The organism is Streptomyces sp. NPDC101219 (assembly GCF_044767675.1).
In the GTDB taxonomy this organism is placed as follows: domain Bacteria; phylum Actinomycetota; class Actinomycetes; order Streptomycetales; family Streptomycetaceae; genus Streptomyces.
The window spans coordinates 540,358-558,506 of the sequence record NZ_JBIWOK010000003.1; the positions used below are offsets into that span (position 1 = coordinate 540,358).

Annotated in this window: 14 protein-coding genes and 1 rRNA gene; 13 read left to right on the forward strand and 2 right to left on the reverse strand. The window is 73.2% G+C overall.

The window, feature by feature from the left end; translation table 11 throughout:
• Positions 1–81: 81 nt before the first annotated feature.
• The 3 genes from ACIRPP_RS08605 (at position 82) to ACIRPP_RS08615 (ending at position 6,224) form a co-directional block, all read left to right on the forward strand.
• Positions 82–345: a WhiB family transcriptional regulator gene (locus tag ACIRPP_RS08605; RefSeq protein ID WP_403639125.1), complete on the forward strand. Its 264-nt coding sequence runs from the start codon at positions 82–84 to the stop codon at positions 343–345.
• Positions 346–843: 498 nt separating this feature from the next.
• Positions 844–4,620 (forward strand): glycosyltransferase, encoded by a 3,777-nt coding sequence (locus tag ACIRPP_RS08610; RefSeq protein ID WP_403639127.1) that lies wholly within the window; start codon positions 844–846, stop codon positions 4,618–4,620.
• A complete protein-coding gene (locus ACIRPP_RS08615; RefSeq protein ID WP_403639129.1) occupies positions 4,617–6,224 on the forward strand; it encodes a DUF5719 family protein in 1,608 nt (535 codons plus the stop codon). The genes ACIRPP_RS08610 and ACIRPP_RS08615 overlap by 4 nt, the downstream gene beginning before the upstream one ends.
• A 55-nt stretch (positions 6,225–6,279) precedes the next feature.
• On the opposite strand, the gene ACIRPP_RS08620 is transcribed toward ACIRPP_RS08615, so the two are convergent.
• Positions 6,280–6,744, reverse strand: a complete 465-nt coding sequence (locus ACIRPP_RS08620; RefSeq protein WP_403639131.1) for a metallopeptidase family protein — start codon at positions 6,742–6,744, stop codon at positions 6,280–6,282.
• A gap of 282 nt (positions 6,745–7,026) precedes the next feature.
• On the opposite strand from ACIRPP_RS08620, the gene ACIRPP_RS08625 reads away from it, so the two are divergent.
• The 8 genes from ACIRPP_RS08625 (at position 7,027) to ACIRPP_RS08660 (ending at position 15,334) form a co-directional block, all read left to right on the forward strand.
• Positions 7,027–7,449, forward strand: a complete 423-nt coding sequence (locus tag ACIRPP_RS08625) for a DUF3499 domain-containing protein (RefSeq protein ID WP_164332539.1) — start codon at positions 7,027–7,029, stop codon at positions 7,447–7,449.
• 126 nt (positions 7,450–7,575) lie between these two features.
• The gene (locus ACIRPP_RS08630; protein WP_403639133.1) at positions 7,576–8,940 is read left to right on the forward strand and encodes a phosphomannomutase/phosphoglucomutase; all 1,365 of its coding nucleotides are present in this window, start codon (positions 7,576–7,578) and stop codon (positions 8,938–8,940) included.
• Between the two features lie 126 nt (positions 8,941–9,066).
• Positions 9,067–9,237, forward strand: coding sequence for a Trm112 family protein (locus ACIRPP_RS08635; protein WP_403639135.1), 171 nt, complete (start codon positions 9,067–9,069; stop codon positions 9,235–9,237).
• A 75-nt stretch (positions 9,238–9,312) separates the two neighbouring features.
• Complete coding sequence (locus ACIRPP_RS08640; RefSeq protein ID WP_403639137.1) at positions 9,313–10,440, forward strand: SIS domain-containing protein; 1,128 nt, start codon at positions 9,313–9,315, stop codon at positions 10,438–10,440.
• A gap of 69 nt (positions 10,441–10,509) precedes the next feature.
• A complete protein-coding gene (manA, locus tag ACIRPP_RS08645; protein ID WP_403639139.1) occupies positions 10,510–11,661 on the forward strand; it encodes a mannose-6-phosphate isomerase, class I in 1,152 nt (383 codons plus the stop codon).
• 146 nt (positions 11,662–11,807) lie between these two features.
• Positions 11,808–12,788: a cation diffusion facilitator family transporter gene (locus tag ACIRPP_RS08650; RefSeq protein WP_403639141.1), complete on the forward strand. Its 981-nt coding sequence runs from the start codon at positions 11,808–11,810 to the stop codon at positions 12,786–12,788.
• Positions 12,789–13,078: 290 nt separating this feature from the next.
• The gene (ahcY, locus tag ACIRPP_RS08655) at positions 13,079–14,536 is read left to right on the forward strand and encodes an adenosylhomocysteinase (RefSeq protein WP_403639143.1); all 1,458 of its coding nucleotides are present in this window, start codon (positions 13,079–13,081) and stop codon (positions 14,534–14,536) included.
• A 180-nt stretch (positions 14,537–14,716) separates the two neighbouring features.
• The gene (locus ACIRPP_RS08660) at positions 14,717–15,334 is read left to right on the forward strand and encodes a hypothetical protein (RefSeq protein WP_403639145.1); all 618 of its coding nucleotides are present in this window, start codon (positions 14,717–14,719) and stop codon (positions 15,332–15,334) included.
• A 21-nt stretch (positions 15,335–15,355) separates the two neighbouring features.
• Here the strand turns inward: ACIRPP_RS08660 and ACIRPP_RS08665 are convergent, their stop codons facing one another.
• Positions 15,356–16,384 (reverse strand): RDD family protein, encoded by a 1,029-nt coding sequence (locus ACIRPP_RS08665; protein ID WP_403639147.1) that lies wholly within the window; start codon positions 16,382–16,384, stop codon positions 15,356–15,358.
• A 119-nt stretch (positions 16,385–16,503) separates the two neighbouring features.
• On the opposite strand from ACIRPP_RS08665, the gene ACIRPP_RS08670 reads away from it, so the two are divergent.
• Both ACIRPP_RS08670 and ACIRPP_RS08675 read left to right on the forward strand, forming a co-directional pair.
• Positions 16,504–17,511, forward strand: coding sequence for a stage II sporulation protein M (locus ACIRPP_RS08670; protein ID WP_192235271.1), 1,008 nt, complete (start codon positions 16,504–16,506; stop codon positions 17,509–17,511).
• Positions 17,512–18,080: 569 nt separating this feature from the next.
• A 16S ribosomal RNA gene (locus ACIRPP_RS08675) occupies positions 18,081–18,149 on the forward strand; the annotation flags it as partial.

The window sequence follows — 18,149 nt, forward strand, 5'->3', positions numbered from 1 at the left end:
CTTGTAATTTCACTCGTGTCGTTCAGCCGGAATCGGTAACGGCTGCATCACGGGGACGTGGAAGACGGACGAGGGGCGCACATGGCCGAGCTGGTGCAGGAACTGCTGGTCGACGACGCGGACGAGGAGCTCGGCTGGCAGGAGCGCGCGCTGTGCGCCCAGACCGATCCCGAGTCCTTCTTCCCCGAGAAGGGCGGATCGACCCGGGAGGCCAAGAAGGTCTGCCTCGCGTGCGAAGTCCGCTCCGAATGCCTCGAGTACGCCCTCGCCAACGACGAGCGCTTCGGCATCTGGGGAGGACTGTCCGAGCGGGAGCGCCGCCGGCTGAAGAAGGCCGCGGTCTAGCGCCTCTCGTTGGGATCATGCCGGGCTCGCGGGGCCCGGCACCGCGCCTCGCCAAGTTGTCGTCGGTTGTCAGGGCTCCGCCCTGCCGCCCTCCTCCGCCTTGCGAGCCCCAGCGCCGGGCCCCGCTCCCTGATCCGGCCTGATCCGAACGAAAGACCCTGGCCGCGGTCCAACCGCCGCGCGACCGCCCGCGTCGGGAGACCGCCGGGACCCGGGGCCGCCGTCGGCCGGTGCGGGCCGCGGGCCGTGCGGGCCGCCTTCCGGCGCGCGGGGCGCACCGGTCCGGCCCTTCCCGCCGGGACCCGGAGCGCGGCATCGCCGCCCCGGGCCGTCATACCGGCACATTCATCACGTTCGGCCCGTCGCCCGTGGGTTGTCCACAGGCGGCGGGCCGCTGTGCTGGCCAGCCGCTAGTGTGGTCGCTCGTCCGAGACGCCCCGCTGCCCCCACCGGGCACAGGTGTCCACCTCAGTCCACTGAACCGGGGCCCGTACCTCGATGTCCGTGCACAGCCACTCGGCAGCCACCCAAGACGCCGCCGCCGCTCCCGAGTTTCCGCGTCATGTGGTGACCGCGGTCCTCGTCTCCCACGACGGCACCCGCTGGCTGCCCGACGCGCTCTCCGGGCTGCTCGGCCAGGAGCGCCCCGTCCAGTACGCCATGGGCGCCGACACCGGAAGCGCCGACGACTCCGCCCGGCTGCTCGGCGAGGCCCTCGGCGACGACCGCGTCCTGCACCTCGCCCGGCGCACCGGCTTCGGCCAGGCCGTCGAGGAGTGCGACCGCACCGCGCCGCACCTCACCCCCGAGGACCTGCCCTACCTGAAGCGGCCCAGCGGCTGGGACCCGGTCACCCGCAGCTGGCGCGACGACGCCTACGACCTGCCCGAACTCCCCCACGGCGAACCGGTGCAGTGGCTGTGGCTGCTGCACGACGACTGCGCCCCCGAACCCGACGCGCTCGCCCAGCTCCTTCGCGTGGTGGACAACGAGTACGAACTCGGCCGCGACGACGTCGCCGTCGTCGGCCCCAAGCTGCGCGGCTGGTACGACCGCCGGCAACTGCTGGAGGTCGGCGTCTCCATCGCCAACTCCGGCCGCCGCTGGACGGGTCTGGACCGGCGCGAACAGGACCAGGGCCAGCACGACCACGTCCGCTCCGTGCTGTCGGTGTCCACCGCGGGCATGCTGATCCGCCGTGACGTCTTCGAGGAACTGGGCGGGTTCGACCGGCACCTGCCCCTGATGCGCGACGACGTCGACCTGTGCTGGCGGGCGCACTCCGCCGGTTACCGCGTCCTCATCGCCCCCGAGGCGGTCGTCCGGCACGCCGAGGCGGCCTCCCGCGAGCGGCGCACCGTCGACTGCGTGGGCCGCACCGCCGCCTCCCCGCACAAGGTCGACAAGGCCGGCGCCGTCCACACCCTGCTCGTCAACACCCGCACCGCCGCCCTCCCGTGGGTGCTGCTGCGGCTGGTCCTCGGCACCCTGCTGCGCACCCTCGCCTACCTCGTCGGCAAGGTGCCCGGCCAGGCCGTCGACGAGATCCGCGGCCTCATGGGCACCTTGCTGCGCCCCGAACGCATCCTCGCCGGACGGCGCCGCCGCGGCGCCCCGCAGGTCGACAAGGCCGAACTGCGGCCCCTGTTCCCCCCGCCCGGAGCGACCGTCCGCGTCACCGTCGAGCAGGTCGCGAGCAGCCTCGTCGGCCGCTCCGACCCCGAGGCCACCTCGGGCGCCGGACGGCACGGCGGCGCCGTCGAGTCCGGGCCGGGCGGCGACGACGCCGACTTCCTGGAGGTCGAGCAGTTCGCCCGCCTCAAGCGCATCGCCCGCAAACCGGGCCCGGTGCTGTTCCTGGTGCTGCTGCTCGTCTCCCTCACCGCCTGCCGCCAGCTCCTCGGCGGCGGCGCCCTGGCCGGCGGCGCCCTGCTCCCGGCCCCCGCCGACGCAGGTGACCTGTGGGCGCGCTACACCGATGCCTGGCACGCCGTGGGCACCGGCGGCACCGGCTCCGCGCCGCCCTACCTCGCCGTGCTGGCCGCCCTCGCGACCCTGCTGCTGGGCTCGACCGGACTCACCGTCACCCTCCTGCTCGTCGGCTCGGTCCCGCTGGCCGGCTTCACCGCGTACTTCGCCTCCCGGCCGCTCGTCGAGTCCCGGCTGCTGCGGGCCTGGGCGGCCGTCGCCTATGCCTTCCTGCCCGCGGCCACCGGCGCGCTCGCCGGCGGCCGCATCGGCACCGCCGTCCTCGCCGTCCTGCTGCCGCTGATCGCCCGCGCGGGCGTCGCCGCCGCCGGCCTCACCGGCTCCGGGGACACCCGTGGCAGCTGGCGGGCCACCTGGGCGTACGCCCTCCTGCTGACCCTGACCACCGCCTTCACCCCGATCGTGTGGCCCGTCGCCCTGGTCCTCGGCCTGGGCGTCCTCGCCCTGCGCCGCAGCGACCTCGGCGCCTACGGGCCCCGCTTCCTGGCACAGCTGGGCGCCCCCCTGCTGGTCCTCGCCCCCTGGTCGCTGTCCCTGCTGCCCTTCGGGTTCTTCCGGGAGGCGGGCCTCGCGTACGAGCCGTCCACCGCGTCCGCCCTCGACCTGCTGGGCGCGAACCCGGGCGGCCCCGGCACGGTCAGCGGCCTGATGCTGATCGGCGTCGTGCTCGCCGCCCTCGCCGCCCTCCTGCGCTCCGAGCGCCACCTGGGCATCCGGACGGCCTGGGCGGCGGCCCTGGTGGGCCTGGTCTTCGCGGTCCTGTCCAACGATTCGGCCTGGGCCGGCCCCGCCACCCTGGTCTACGGCCTCGCCCTGCTGGCCGCCGCCACGCTCGGCGCCGACGGGGCCCGCGCGCGGGTCGCCGAGCAGAGCTTCGGCTGGCGCCAGCCGGTCGCCGCCCTGATCGCCCTCGCCTGCGCGGTCGGCCCCGTGCTCCTCGCCGCCGGCTGGATGATCCGCGGCGCCGACGGACCTCTGGAGCGGCGCGACCCCGTCCAGGTCCCGGCGTTCGTCGCCGAGGAGAGCGGCACCCGCGACCAGGCCCGCACCCTCGTCCTGGACAGCGACTCCGCGGCCGACGTCCGCTACATGCTGGTCCGCGGCTCCGGCGCCCGCATGGGGGACGCCGAGACCGCCGCCGTCGACGGCGAGAACGCCACCCTCGACAAGGTCGTCGCCAACCTCGTCGCCGGATCCGGCGCGGACCAGGCCGACCAGCTCGGCGGTTTCGCCGTCCGCTACGTCATGGTCCACCGGGGCGCGCCCCGCGAGGTCGCCCGCGTCCTGGACGCCACCCCCGGACTGAGCCGGCTCAGCCAGCAGGCGGGCGGCGCGCTGTGGCGGGTCGACCGCGAGGTCGCCCGCGCGAGCATCGTGCCCGCCGACGGCACCGGCGGCGAGGTGCGGCCGGTCGCCGCCGGACCCGTCGAGATCCACACCGAGATCCCGGACGGCCCCGAGGGCCGCATCCTGCGCCTCGCCGACACGGCCGCCGAGGGCTGGACCGCCACCCTCGACGGCCGGCAGCTCACCCGCACCACCGTCGACGGCTGGGCGCAGGGCTTCGAACTGCCCGCCTCCGGCGGCCGGCTGGACGTCATCTACGACGAGCCGTTCTCCCACACCGCCTGGCTGTGGGCGCAGGGTCTGCTGGCCGTCGTCCTGGTCGTCATGGCGCTGCCCGGGCGGCGCCGCGACATCGACGACGATCTGCCCGAGGAGCCCGCCGTGACGGCCGAGGACCTGGCCGGGGACGGCCGCCGCGCCCGCCGCCTGCGGGCCCAGGCCGAGGCCGAGGCGGCCCACGACGGTCCGCCCGCCGACCCGGACGGGGAGGCACCCGCCCCGCCGCCGCAGCCGCCCGTGACCGTGCCGTCCCAGCCGGACCACGCCGAGCGGCAGGCCGGGGAGTACGCCGACCCCGCGTACGCCACCGGCGCCCAGCGCGGTGGCGCGGACGGCGACGGCCACCAGCAGTGGGCGACGGACGGCTACGGGCGCCCGTACCCGCAGGAGCCGTACCCGCAGGACCCCTACCACCAGGGCCAGTACCGGCAGGGCGCCTACCAGCAGGGCGCCTACCAGCAGGACACCTACCAGCAGGGCCAGTACGACCCGTACGCCTATGGCGGCTCGCCGGAGCAGCCCGCGTACGACCCGTCGTCGTACGGGCAGCAGGGCTACGACCCGGCGTCCGCGCAGGACTACGGCACGCCGTACGACCCGCAGCAGCAGAACCACCCGCACGGCACGGGCCATGAGCGTCCCGACGGGAGTCAGCAGTGAACCGCCCCACCCTGTCCCTGATCGCCGTGGCGACCGCGCTGGCCGCCGTCACCGGCTTCGCCGCGCTGTCCGCCCCGGAGCCCGTGGAGGACACCGCGGGAACCGCTGCCGCCCGCCTGCCGGTGGAACGCACCAGCCTGGTCTGCCCGGCGCCCAGCACCTCGGACCTCGCCGAGACGACGTACACGTCCTTCACGCCCACCACGGACGGCGCGGACGGCAAGGGCGCGGCCGCGCTGCACGCCGTCGACAAGAAGCCGGCGGACGACGGCAAGGCCGACGAGGACGGGAAGAAGGACGGCGACAAGGACGACGGCGAGAAGACCGACGGGGAGGACGGGGGCAAGGACGGGGAGAAGGCGGAGGACGAGGGCACCGACGGGGCGAAGTCGGGCGGCGAGAAGGCCGACAAGCCCGTCCTGGCACCCGAGGAGCCCGGCAAGCCGGTCACGGCCGACGCCAGTGGCGGCGAGGCCCCCGCCCTGACCGGCAGCGCCGAGGGCCGCTTCGCCCCCGGCTGGACCGTCCAGCAGACCACCGAGGTGGCCGCGGGCACGGGCCGCGGCCTGCAGGGCGTCTCCTGCACCGCCCCCGACACCGAGTTCTGGTTCCCCGGCGCGAGCACGGACAGCGACCGCACCGATTACGTCCATCTGACCAACCCCGACGACTCCGCCGCCGTCGTGGACATCGAGCTGTACGGCAAGGACGGCGCCCTGAAGACGGTCGTCGCGGACGGCATCACGGTGCAGCCGAACTCCACCGAGCCGGTCCTGCTGTCCACGCTCACCGAGGCGGAGCAGACCAACGTGACCGTGCACGTCGTCGTCCGCAGCGGACGGGTCGGCGCGGCCGTCCAGGCGCTGGACGACAAGCTGGGCGGCGACTGGCTGGCCGCCTCGGCCGATCCCTCCGGCAGCCTGATCCTGCCGGGCATCCCGAAGGACGCCACCGCCGTCCGCCTGGTCCTCTTCACCCCCGGCAGCACCGACGCCGACCTGAAGGTGCGGCTGGCCTCGCCCTCCGGCCCGATCACCCCGGCCGGCCACGAGACCGTGCACGTGAAGGCCGGGATGACGACCGCCGTCGACCTCGGCGACGTCACCCGCGGCGAGGCCGGCTCCCTGGTGCTGACCCCGACCGGCCGCTCCGTGCCGGTGGTGGCGGCGGTCCGCGTGCTGCGGGGCAAGGGCGACGCCCAGGAGTCGGCGTTCATCCCCGCCGCCCGCCCGGTCGGTGCCCGCGCCACGGCCGCCGGCAACACCGCCAAGGGCACCGTCCTGGCCGTCACCGCGCCCGAGGGCACCGCCAAGGTCAAGGTGACCGCGTCGGCGGGCAGCGAGGGCGGCACCCCGGAGGCCAAGACGTACACGATCAAGTCCGGCACCACGCAGCACATCGAGGCACCGGTGCCGGGCGGCCTGAAGGGCACGTACGCGCTCACCGTGGAACCGGAGCCGGGCGCCACGCCCGTCTACGCGTCCCGCACCCTGACCGCCACCGACGACGGCGTCCCGGCCTTCACCGTGCAGCCCCTGCCGGACGACCGGGGCCTGGTCAGCGTGCCGCGGGCCCGGGAGGACCTGTCGGTCCTGCAGAAGTGAGCGGTCCGGGGGCGGCCGTGCGCAGGTGCCGTGCGCAGGCCCGGGGCGGGTCCGGTCAGTCCTCCCCGTACCGGGGGTCCACGGTCTCCGGGGTGAGCCCCAGCACCTCGGCGACCTGTTCCACGACGACCTCGTGGACCAGCAGCGCCCGCTCGTCGCGGCCCTTGGTGCGGATCTCCACCGGCCGCCGGTAGACCACCACCCGTGCGGGACGTCCGTCCCGGGCCGCGACGGTCCCGCCCAGCGGCACCGACTCGTCGCCCCACCCGGTACCGGTCCCGGCGGCGCTCCCGTCCAGCCGGGGCACCTCCAGCACCAGGAAATCGATGTCGGCGAGCTGCGGCCAGCGTCGTTCGAGGCGCTCGACCGAGTCCTGCACCAGGTCCGCGAACAGCTCCGCCCGGCTGGCCGCGAGGGGCACCTGGGGAGGTGCGATCGGGCCGCGCATGCCCCGTCCGTGGCGATCACGACGGCGGGGCCCGGGGCGGCCGGCGGCACAGGGCGTCACAGGGTTGTCCATCACAGTGCAGGGTAGTCGTCACGGGACCCTGCCGCCCGGCTCCCCGGGTCTTCCCGCCGCGCTGCACGGCATGTCACCGGATGACCATTTCAGCCAAGGTTGGGCTCGATTCGGTATCCCCTTCGAGCGACTCCCCTCACAACAATTGACGAAGTTTGTGCCAACTGGTGACCGGAATCAGAATCGTCCGGGGCCCCGCACCAGCGCGTCGAGGCAGCTCGGCCCGCCCGGACCAGCGGGGCGTGTGGGGCGTTTCACGCCACGACACGGTGGAGTGACCTGGTGGAGAGTCGTCGCGGCCCGCTCAAGAGTGCGGTACCGTCCAACATCGTGAGCCCTGTACGTCGCTGTTCGCGCACCGCTTGCGGCCGTCCCGCCGTCGCGACGCTGACGTACGTCTACGCCGACTCGACCGCGGTCCTCGGCCCCCTCGCCACCTACGCCGAACCCCACTGCTACGACCTCTGCGCCGAGCACTCCGAGCGCCTCACCGCGCCCCGGGGCTGGGAAGTCGTCAGGCTCCTCGACGGCTCGGCCCCCGCCCAGCCCAGCGGCGACGACCTGGAGGCCCTGGCCAACGCCGTGCGCGAGGCCGCCCGCCCCCAGGAGCGGGCGGCGGGAGCGGGCGGCGGAGCGCGTGCCGCGGACCCCATGGAGGTCGCCCGCCGCGGCCACCTGCGCGTCCTGCGCTCGCCCGACAACTGACGGGGCGCTGCGCTCGCCGTTCGTCCCGGAGTCTGTCACTTCCGAACACCCTGGGTCGGTGTCGAACCCTGCCGGTAGTTTGTGTGGGGGCCGAACGGACCCGATTGAATTCCGGAAAGGCTGGCCGTGGCTGCTGACCTGTCGCAGATCGTGAAGGCGTACGACGTGCGCGGAGTCGTCCCCGACCAGTGGGACGAGCCGCTGGCCGAGCTGTTCGGCGCCGCCTTCGCCCGGGTGACCGGCGCGCGCGCCCTCGTCACCGGACACGACATGCGGCCCAGTTCACCCGGACTGTCCCGGGCCTTCGCGCGCGGCGCGGCGGCCCTCGGCGCCGACGTGACCGAGATCGGCCTGTGCTCCACGGACCAGCTGTACTACGCCTCGGGCGCGCTGGACCTGCCGGGCGCCATGTTCACCGCCTCGCACAACCCCGCCCGCTACAACGGGATCAAGCTGTGCCGCGCGGGAGCGTCCCCCGTCGGCCAGGACACCGGTCTCGCCGAGATCCGCGCCCTCGTCGAGCAGTGGAGCGAGGGCGGCGCCCCCGGACCGGCGGCCGTCGTCGGCACCGTCGGCACCCGCGACACGCTGGACGACTACGCGGCCCACCTGCGCTCCCTCGTCGACCTGACCTCCATCCGGCCGCTGAAGGTCGTCGTCGACGCGGGCAACGGCATGGGCGGCCACACCGTTCCCACCGTGTTCGCCGGGCTGCCGCTCACCCTCGTCCCGATGTACTTCGAGCTCGACGGCACCTTCCCCAACCACGAGGCCAACCCCCTCGACCCGGCCAACCTCGCCGACCTCCAGAAGCGGGTCCGCGAGGAGGACGCGGACCTCGGCCTCGCCTTCGACGGCGACGCCGACCGCTGCTTCGTCGTCGACGAGCGGGGCGAGCCCGTCTCCCCGTCGGCCGTCACCGCCCTCGTCGCCGCCCGCGAGCTCGCCCGCAACGGCGGCACCGGCATGATCATCCACAACCTGATCACTTCCTGGTCCGTGCCCGAGGTCGTCGCCGAACACGGCGGTACCCCCGTCCGCACCCGGGTCGGACACTCCTTCATCAAGGCCGAGATGGCCCGGACCGGCGCGATCTTCGGCGGCGAGCACTCGGCCCACTACTACTTCCGGGACTTCTGGAACGCCGACACCGGCATGCTGGCCGCCCTGCACGTCCTCGCCGCGCTCGGCGAGCAGGACGGCACGCTGTCCGCCCTGGTCGCGCAGTACGACCGCTACGCCGGCTCCGGCGAGATCAACTCCACCGTCGACGACCAGACCGCCCGCCTCGCCGCGATCAGGGCCGCCTACGACGGCCGGGACGGCGTCACCCTCGACGAACTCGACGGACTCACCGTCACCGGCACCGACTGGTGGTTCAACGTCCGCCCCTCCAACACCGAACCGCTCCTCCGCCTGAACGCCGAGGCACGCGACGCCGCCACCATGGCCCGCGTCCGCGACGAGGTCCTGGCCCTCATCCGCGGCTGAACGCCCCCCGGGTCGGGCGGCCGCCGTCCACGCGGTCGCCCGAGCCCGCGCCACCGGCGGTACCCTGACCAGGCACATCCGCATACCCGCGCCCGTGCGCACCACCCCGTCCGAAGGGAAGTCCCCATGCCGCTCGAAGCCGGCCTCCTGGAGATCCTCGCCTGCCCGGCCTGCCACTCCGCGCTCGAGGAGCGGGACTCCGAGCTGACCTGCACCGGTCAGGACTGCGGTCTGGCCTACCCGGTCCGCGACGGCATCCCCGTGCTGCTCGTCGACGAGGCCCGCCGCCCCGAGTAACGGCGCACCCGGCGCATCAGCGACCGGCGCCCCCCCCGCGTACCGAAGCCCCGCCGATCGGAGGCTGCCGCCCCCATGCTCGACGAATCGCTGCTCGACTCACCGGAGGGCCTCGCCGAGGCCGACCACCGCGGGCTGCTCCGCGGCGCCGCCGAGGCCGGTGCCCGGGTCCGCACCGCGTCCCGGCACGCCGCCGAGGCCGGCGTGCGCGACCTCAAACCCGACGGGCGCCCCCGCGCCGTCCTCATCGCCGGCCCCGGCGCCGCCGCCACCCAGGCCGCCGACCTGCTCGGCACACTGGCCGGAGCCGGCAGCCCCGTCACCCGGCTCGCCCCGACCGGCGTCGCGCCCGCCGCCGGAGCCCTGCGCTGGGAGCTGCCCGGCTGGGCCGGCTCCGTCGACCTGCTGCTGATCGCCACGCCCGACGGCTCCGAACCCGGCTTGTCCCTGCTCGCCGAGCAGGCCTACCGCCGCGGCTGCGCCGTCGTCGCCGTCGCCCCCGCCCGCAGCCCGCTCGCGGAATCGGTGAACGGCTCCCACGGCCTGTTCATCCCCATGGCGAGCGCACCCCAGGACGCGGACGAACCCCTCGCCGCCGCCGCGCCCGGCGTCCTGTGGGCCCTGCTCACCCCGCTGATCGCGCTGCTGGACCGCACCGGCCTGCTCGCCGCCCCGCCGGAGGCCCTGGAGAAGGTCGCCGACCGCCTCGACAAGATCGCCGAACAGTGCGGCCCTGCCATCGCCGCCTACAGCAATCCGGCCAAGACCCTCGCCGCCGAACTCGCCGACGCGCTGCCCGTCGTGTGGACCGAGGGCGTCTCGGCCGGTCCCGCCGGCCGCCGCTTCGCCGCCGCGCTCGCCGAGCTCTCCGGCCGCCCCGCCGTCGTCGCCGAACTCCCCGAGGCGCTCGCCGCGCACAGCGCCCTGCTCGCAGGCCCGCTCGCCGCCGGCGCCGACCCGGACGACTTCTTCCGCGACCGCGTCGAGGAGGCGCCCGCCCTGCACGCACGCGTGGTCCTCCTCCGCGACCGCCCCATCGGCGGGCTCACCGCTGCCCCGGCCGCCCGGGAGCTCGCGCTCAGCCACGACACACCGATCAGCGAGCTGGAACCCGAGGCGGGCGGCGAGCTGGAGACCCTCGCCGAACTGATCGCCGTCACGGATTTCGCCGCCGTCTACCTCGCGATCGCCTCGGGACGCTGATCACGCCCGGGAAGGCCCGGCCCGCACCGCGTCCGCACCAGAACCGGCAGAAGGAAACCCAGAACCACCATGGACCGCCTCGACAACACCGTCCGCCCCTACGCCTGGGGGTCCACCACCGCCATCCCGCACCTGCTCGGCACCGAGCCGACCGGCGAGCCACAGGCGGAGATGTGGATGGGCGCCCACCCGGGGGCCCCCTCCCGCACCGCGCGGGGCACCCTCGTCGAGGTCATCGACGCCGACCCGGAGAAGGAACTCGGCGCCCCCGCGGTCGCCCGGTTCGGCCCCCGGCTGCCCTTCCTGCTCAAGCTGCTCGCCGCCGGCGCACCGCTCTCCCTCCAGGTCCACCCCGACCTGGAGCAGGCGAGGGAGGGCTACGCCGACGAGGAACGGCGCGGTGTCCCCGTCACCGCCCCGCACCGCAACTACAAGGACGCCAACCACAAGCCCGAACTGGTCTGCGCGCTCACCGAGTTCGACGGCCTGTGCGGCTTCCGCGACCCGCTGCGCGCCGCCGAACTCCTCGACGGCCTCGGCGTCGGCTCCCTCAAGCCCTACGTCGACCTCCTGCACGCCCGCCCCGAGGACGCGGCCCTGCGCGAGGTCCTCACCGCCGTCCTGACCGCCGACCCCGAGGACATGGCCCGCACGGTCGCCGAGACCGCCGCGGCCTGTGACCGCCTCGGCGGCGACTACGCCCCCTACGCGGGCATCGCCCACCACTATCCCGGCGACCCCGGCGTCATCGCCGCGATGCTCCTCAACCACGTCCGGCTCCAGCCCGGTGAGGCCCTCTTCCTCGGCGCCGGCGTCCCGCACGCCTACCTCGACGGCCTCGCCGTCGAGATCATGGCCAACTCCGACAACGTGCTGCGCTGCGGCCTCACCCCCAAGCACGTCGACGTCCCGGAACTCCTGCGCATCGTCCGCTTCGAGTCCCGCGACGCCGGCATCCTCCGCCCGGAGGCCGCACCCGACGGCGAGGAGGTCTACGAGACCCCCACCGACGAGTTCCGGCTGTCCCGGTACGTCCTCCCCGAGGGCGGCGCCACCCACGACCTCACCCTGGACACCGCGCAGATCCTGCTCTGCACGGCCGGCGGCGTCCGGGCGGGCGGACTCGACCTCACCCCGGGCACGTCCGTGTTCGTCCCGGCCGGGGAGAAGGCCGAAGTGACCGGCGCCGGAACCCTGTTCCGGGCCACCGTCGTCGTCTGACCTCCGCGTGAGCGGTACCTGACGCGCCGTACCCGGCGGGGCTGCAACAATGGCGCCCCGTCACACGACGGGACCACTTCCGGACGGGCGCACGCCCGCGCCCGTCCGGACCCCGAACACGGCGTACGAAGGGACCACGCGGACACATGAGCGCGTCAGGCGGCACCAAGGCGATCGTGGCGGCCCTCGCCGCCAACCTCGCGATCGCGGTAGCGAAGTTCGTGGCGTTCCTCTTCAGCAACTCCTCGTCGATGCTCGCCGAGTCCGTGCACTCCCTCGCCGACTCCGGCAACCAGGCCCTGCTCCTGGTCGGCGGCAAACGGGCCCAGCGCAAGGCCACGCCCGAGCACCCCTTCGGCTACGGCCGCGAGCGCTACATCTACGCCTTCCTGGTGTCCATCGTGCTCTTCTCGGTCGGCGGCATGTTCGCCCTCTACGAGGGCTACGAGAAGATCAAGCACCCGCACGAGCTGACGCACTGGTACTGGCCGGTCGGCGTCCTCGTCTTCGCGATCATCGCCGAGTCCTTCTCCTTCCGCACCGCGATCAAGGAGTCCAACGCGGTGCGCGGCAGGCGCTCCTGGAAGGAGTTCGTCCGCCATTCCAAGGCGCCCGAGCTCCCGGTCGTCCTCCTGGAGGACCTCGGCGCCCTCGTCGGCCTGGTCCTCGCCCTCGGCGGTGTGGGACTCGCCCTGCTCACCGGCGACAGCGTCTGGGACGGCATCGGCACCCTCTGCATCGGCATCCTCCTCATCCTGATCGCCCTCGTCCTCGCCCTGGAGACCAAGTCGCTGCTGCTCGGCGAGTCGGCCGGCCCGGAGGAGACCCGCAGGATCGAGGCAGCCCTCGTCGACGGCGACACCGTCACCCGCATCATCCACATGCGCACCCTCCACCTCGGCCCCGAGGAACTGCTGGTCGCCGCCAAGATCGCCGTGCGCCACGACGACACGGCGGTCCGGATCGCCGCGGCCATCGACGCCGCCGAGGCCCGCATCCGCGAGGCCGTCCCCATCGCCCGCGTGATCTACCTGGAGCCCGACATCTACAAGGCGGCCGAGGCCGCCAAGGGCGCCGACCCCGAGGCCACCCCCGGCGGACCCGCCCCGGACCCCTCCGCGCACTGACACGCCCGGCCGAGGAAGCCCGCCACCGCTGACAATCCGTGATCGGCTTGATGTATGCGGTGACGGACTGGGGTCGGCCGGTGGCCGCGGTGTAGCTTGGGACGGAGCCAGACGTCGCTGCTGATGGCGGTCGGGCGGTCCCGTGCGGACCGGCCGAGGGAGAGAGGGCCTCCGACGGACTGCGCTGCGCGTACGCGGGCATGCCAGTGTCCTCCCCGGGCACATGGGTGTCCGCCGCCGCGCAGACCAGCCGTACCCACCTCGACCCACACCCCGAGGAGCAGCTCGCAATGACGACTGTCGACAACCGACAGGACTTCAAGGTCGCCGACCTCTCCCTGGCCGAGTTCGGCCGCAAGGAGATCACCCTCGCCGAGCACGAGATGCCGGGCCTGATGGCGATCCGCAAGGAGTACGCCGAGGCGCAGCCGCTGGCCGGCGCCCGCGTCACCGGCTCCCTGCACATGACCGTGCAGACCGCCGTCCTCATCGAGACCCTCGTCGCCCTGGGCGCCGAGGTCCGCTGGGCGTCCTGCAACATCTTCTCCACCCAGGACCACGCCGCGGCCGCCATCGCCGTCGGCCCGAACGGCACGCCCGACAACCCGCAGGGCGTCCCGGTCTTCGCCTGGAAGGGCGAGACCCTCGAGGAGTACTGGTGGTGCACCGAGCAGGCGCTGACCTGGCCGGACAGCCCCACCGGCGGCCCCAACATGATCCTCGACGACGGCGGTGACGCCACCCTCCTCGTCCACAAGGGCGTCGAGTACGAGAAGGACGGCAAGGCACCCTCGCCCGACACCGCCGAGTCCGACGAGCACCGGGTCATCCTCGAACTGCTCAACCGCACCCTGAGCGAGAACCCGCAGAAGTGGACCCAGCTCTCCTCCGAGATCCGCGGGGTCACCGAGGAGACCACCACCGGCGTCCACCGCCTGTACGAGATGCAGCGCGACGGCACCCTGCTGTTCCCGGCGATCAACGTCAACGACGCCGTCACCAAGTCGAAGTTCGACAACAAGTACGGCTGCCGCCACTCCCTGATCGACGGCATCAACCGCGCCACCGACACCCTCATCGGCGGCAAGACCGCCGTCGTGTTCGGCTACGGCGACGTCGGCAAGGGCTGCGCGGAGTCCCTGCGCGGCCAGGGCGCCCGCGTGATCATCACCGAGATCGACCCGATCTGCGCCCTGCAGGCCGCGATGGACGGCTACCAGGTCACGACGCTCGACGAGGTCGTCGAGACGGCCGACATCTTCATCACCACGACCGGCAACAAGGACATCATCATGGCCTCCGACATGGCCAAGATGAAGCACCAGGCGATCGTGGGCAACATCGGCCACTTCGACAACGAGATCGACATGGCCGGCCTCGCCAAGGTCCCCGGCATCGTCAAGGACGAGATCAAGCCCCAGGTCCACACCTGGACCTTCCCCGACGGCAAGAAGATCATCGTCCTGTCCGAGGGCCGTCTGCTGAACCTGGGCAACGCCACCGGTCACCCGTCGTTCGTGATGTCCAACTCCTTCGCGGACCAGACCCTGGCCCAGATCGAGCTGTTCACCAAGCCCGACGCGTACCCGACCGGCGTCTACGTGCTGCCCAAGCACCTCGACGAGAAGGTCGCCCGCCTGCACCTCGACGCGCTCGGCGTGAAGCTCACGACGCTCCGCCCCGAGCAGGCCGAGTACATCGGCGTGGAGGTCGAAGGCCCCTACAAGTCGGACCACTACCGGTACTGAGCCGGACGCCCACCGGGCCGGGCGCGTCCACGCCGTCACCCGCGGACGCACCCGCCGGCAGCAGGTCCCCGAGGCAGGCCCCCCGCACCCCCGTGCCGGGGGGCCTGCCCGCGTTTCCCCGCCGGGCCGGTCCGCCGGGCCGTCCCCCGCGGGACCGATCCGTCACGACCCAGGACCCCCATGCCCCGCGGCCGTTATTCGCTCCACGATCCGCACGATCACACCCCCCTCGCGGACGAACACTTCCAGTGCGCCCCCGGCCCCTCCGGCTGGCGCTACGTCTCCCGGCTCACCGCCCCCTCCTCCGGCGACGACCTGGGCTCCGTCGACCTCGCGCTCGACGAACTCGGCCGGCCCATCCGCCTCGAACTCCACGCCGGGAGCTGGCAGGTCCGCGGCGCCGCCCTCGACGGCGTCACCTGGGTCCGCACCGACCCCACCGGAACCCACGCCACCGAAGGGAATGTGCGCGCCCACGCCTTCACCGGCTCGTCCCCGGCCTTCCTCGTCGCCACCGCGCGGCTGCTGCGCCTCACCCCCTCCGCGTCGGCCACCCGCGTCCGTCTCGTCGCCTTCACGGACCCGGTCCTCGCCCCCCGCACTGTCGACCAGTCCTGGGCCCTGGTGAAGAGAGAAGCACACGCCACTGACAACGGCCCCCTGACCGTGGAGGAATACCAGGTCACGGCCCTGGACACCGGAGAGCAGCACCCCGTCCACCTGGCCGGCGACGTCGTCCTCTCGGCCCCTGGCATCGAGCTGGAGGACCTCGAGTCGCCGCCGTCCGTCTTCGCCTGACCGGACCGACCCCCGGCCCGGCTACGCGGGCGGCGCGAAACCTCCGCGGTACCCGCCGCCCGACGGTCCGTCCTCCTGCTCCTGCGAACTCCGCGCCGGGGACGTCGCGGACGGGGGAGGAGTGGGAGCGGGAGGGGGCGTAGGGGAAGCAGGAGCAGTGGCGGGCGGAGCAGAAGGAGCCGGAGCGGCGGTCGCTGCCGGATATGCGGGCGGCCCGTAGGGACCCTGCGCGGGAGCGGGCGGGCCGTAGGGGCCGGTGGGACCGGCCGCCCCGCCACCGGGCCGACCGCCCGCCGCCGCACCGTTGCCGAAGGCCCGCCGGGCCTCCCTCGCCTGCCGCTCCTGCAGCACCGCCGCCAGATAGGCCGCCGGCTGCACCCCCGGCGGCACGGGGGCCCCTGTACGGTCCGCCAGGTCCGAGGCCAGCCGCTGTGCCATGGCCGAGCCGACCTGCGGGTCCAGCTGCCCCATCCGCGTGAGGTACTGGCGCACCGCCAGCCACAGCCCGTCGGGCACCGCCGACAGATCGAGCCCTTGGAACCGTCCGGCCAGCCAGGGTGGGGGAGGCGGCACGTAACCGGACCGCCCGGCCGGCACCCGCTCCCGTACGACGAGCGTCCCCGCGAAGACGTCCCCGAGCCGCCGCCCACGCGCCGAGACCAGCGAGGCGATGCAGGCGACCACACCGAGCGTCATCAGAATCTCGATCACCCCGATCAGTCCCCGCACCAGCGAGTGCCGGAACCGGATCGGCCCCCCGTCGTCCCGCACCACCCGCAGGCCGCAGGCCAGCTTCCCCAGGGACTTCCCGTGGGTCAGCGTCTCGATCAGGATCGGCCCGCCCACCAGGGTCAGCAGAAACAGGGACAGGGATATCGCGGTCTGCGCCGCCTCGTCCAACGACGCCGTGGCCGCCACCACCAGGATGGTCAGCCCGATGTAGACCGCCATGGCGGCCGCCAGGTCGAGCAGCACCGCCAACGCCCGGCTGGGCAACCTCGCCGGGCGCAGCTCCAAAGCCACCGCCTCGCCCGTCACCAGCTCACTCACGCCCGCCGCCCTTCCCTCGCCATGCCACTCATCCCGCCAGTCTGCCAAGCTGTTGCCCCACGCAGTACGACAAGCCGACCACGCCGACCCAGTCGCACAGCCGAGGAGCAGGCACACCGATGGACCTGGATGTCTTCGTCTCCGCCCACCGCGCGGAGTGGGACCGCCTCGACTCCCTGCTCCGGCGCCAGCGCCGCCTCAACGGTGCCGAGACCGACGAACTCGTCGTCCTCTACCAACGCACCGCCACCCATCTTTCCCTGATCCAGTCCGCGGCCCCCGACCCGCAGCTGACCGGACGGCTCAGCGGACTGGTGGCCCGCGCGCGCAGCGCGGTGACCGGCACCCGCCGCGCCTCTTGGCGGGACGTCACCCACTTCTTCGGCCACAGCTTCCCGGCAGCCGTCTACACGTCCCGCCACTGGTGGGTGCCGACCGCACTGCTGTCCACGGCCGTCGCCGCGCTCCTGGGCTGGTGGATCGGCACCCACCCGGAGGTCCAGGCTTCCATCGCGGCCCCGAGCGAACTCCGCGAGCTCACCCGCCCCGGCGGACAGTACGAGACCTACTACTCGAGCAACCCCGCCGCGTCGTTCGCCGCCCAGGTCTGGACGAACAACGCCTGGGCGGCGGCCCTCTGCCTGATCCTGGGCGTCTTCCTCGGTCTGCCGGTGATCTGGATCCTCTTCCAGAACATGCTCAACCTGGGCGTCGGCTTCGGGCTGATGGGATCGGCGGGCCGGCTCGACACCTTCCTCGGCCTGGTCCTGCCCCACGGCCTCCTCGAACTGACCGCAGTCTTCGTCGCCGCCGGCACCGGGCTGCGTCTCGGCTGGACCCTGATCGACCCCGGCCCACGTCTGCGCCGCCAGGCACTCGCGGAAGAGGGCAGGGCCGCGCTCGCCATGGCCATCGGTCTCGCCGTCGTCCTCTTCGTCTCCGGCGCCATCGAAGGCTTCGTCACCCCGTCCGGCCTGCCCACCTGGGCCCGCATCACCATCGGGGTCGTGGCGGAACTGGCCTTCCTGGCCTACGTGTGGATCGTCGGCGGACGTGCGGCCCGGGCCGGCCAGACCGGGGACCTAGACGCGTCCGAGCGCAGCGCCACCCTGCCGACCGCGGCCTGATGTGCGGACGGGCCTGGTGAGCTGCTAGTGTCCTCATCGCCCCGAGGGAAGCCGTTGACACGGCGCCTGTGGGGAGGTAGATTCGAACAGTTGCCTGGAGATGAGTAGCCGTACGGCCACTCTCCAGGACGGTGACAGTGAGAATCTGTCTGCTTCTTGAAACACTTCTTTCGAGGAAGCCTCTCCCGATGAATCGGAAAGCAGAGGCCGGTCGGACCGGCCCGAAACTTCTGATAAAGTCGGGTCCGCCGGAAAGGGAAACGCGAAAAGCGTCGACCTGGAAAGCGCCGAGGAAATCGGATCGAAAAGGTCTGATAGAGTCGGAAGCGGAAACACCGAAGGGAAGCGCCCGGAGGAAAGCCCGAGAGGGTGAGTACGAAGGAAGCGTCCGTTCCTTGAGAACTCAACAGCGTGCCAAAAGTCAACGCCAGATATGTTGATACCCCGTCCATCCGGTTTCGGATGGTCGAGGTTCCTTTGAAATACACACAGCGAGGACGCTGTGAACCGCCGGACTATTCCTCCGGTGGTTCCGCTCTCGTGGTGTGGCACCCGATTACGGGTACACATTCACGGAGAGTTTGATCCTGGCTCAGGACGAACGCTGGCGGCGTGCTTAACACATGCAAGTCGAACGA

What these genes read in the sequence shown, in the direction of transcription:
- ACIRPP_RS08640 (WP_403639137.1), top strand. Translation starts at nt 9,313, where the DNA reads ATGCTCGACGAATCGCTGCTCGACTCACCGGAGGGCCTCGCCGAGGCC.
- ahcY (WP_403639143.1), top strand. Translation starts at nt 13,079, where the DNA reads ATGACGACTGTCGACAACCGACAGGACTTCAAGGTCGCCGACCTCTCC.
- ACIRPP_RS08650 (WP_403639141.1), top strand. Translation starts at nt 11,808, where the DNA reads ATGAGCGCGTCAGGCGGCACCAAGGCGATCGTGGCGGCCCTCGCCGCC.
- ACIRPP_RS08660 (WP_403639145.1), top strand. Translation starts at nt 14,717, where the DNA reads ATGCCCCGCGGCCGTTATTCGCTCCACGATCCGCACGATCACACCCCC.
- manA (WP_403639139.1), top strand. Translation starts at nt 10,510, where the DNA reads ATGGACCGCCTCGACAACACCGTCCGCCCCTACGCCTGGGGGTCCACC.
- ACIRPP_RS08670 (WP_192235271.1), top strand. Translation starts at nt 16,504, where the DNA reads ATGGACCTGGATGTCTTCGTCTCCGCCCACCGCGCGGAGTGGGACCGC.
- ACIRPP_RS08620 (WP_403639131.1), bottom strand. Translation starts at nt 6,744, where the DNA reads ATGGACAACCCTGTGACGCCCTGTGCCGCCGGCCGCCCCGGGCCCCGC.
- ACIRPP_RS08605 (WP_403639125.1), top strand. Translation starts at nt 82, where the DNA reads ATGGCCGAGCTGGTGCAGGAACTGCTGGTCGACGACGCGGACGAGGAG.
- ACIRPP_RS08635 (WP_403639135.1), top strand. Translation starts at nt 9,067, where the DNA reads ATGCCGCTCGAAGCCGGCCTCCTGGAGATCCTCGCCTGCCCGGCCTGC.
- ACIRPP_RS08610 (WP_403639127.1), top strand. Translation starts at nt 844, where the DNA reads ATGTCCGTGCACAGCCACTCGGCAGCCACCCAAGACGCCGCCGCCGCT.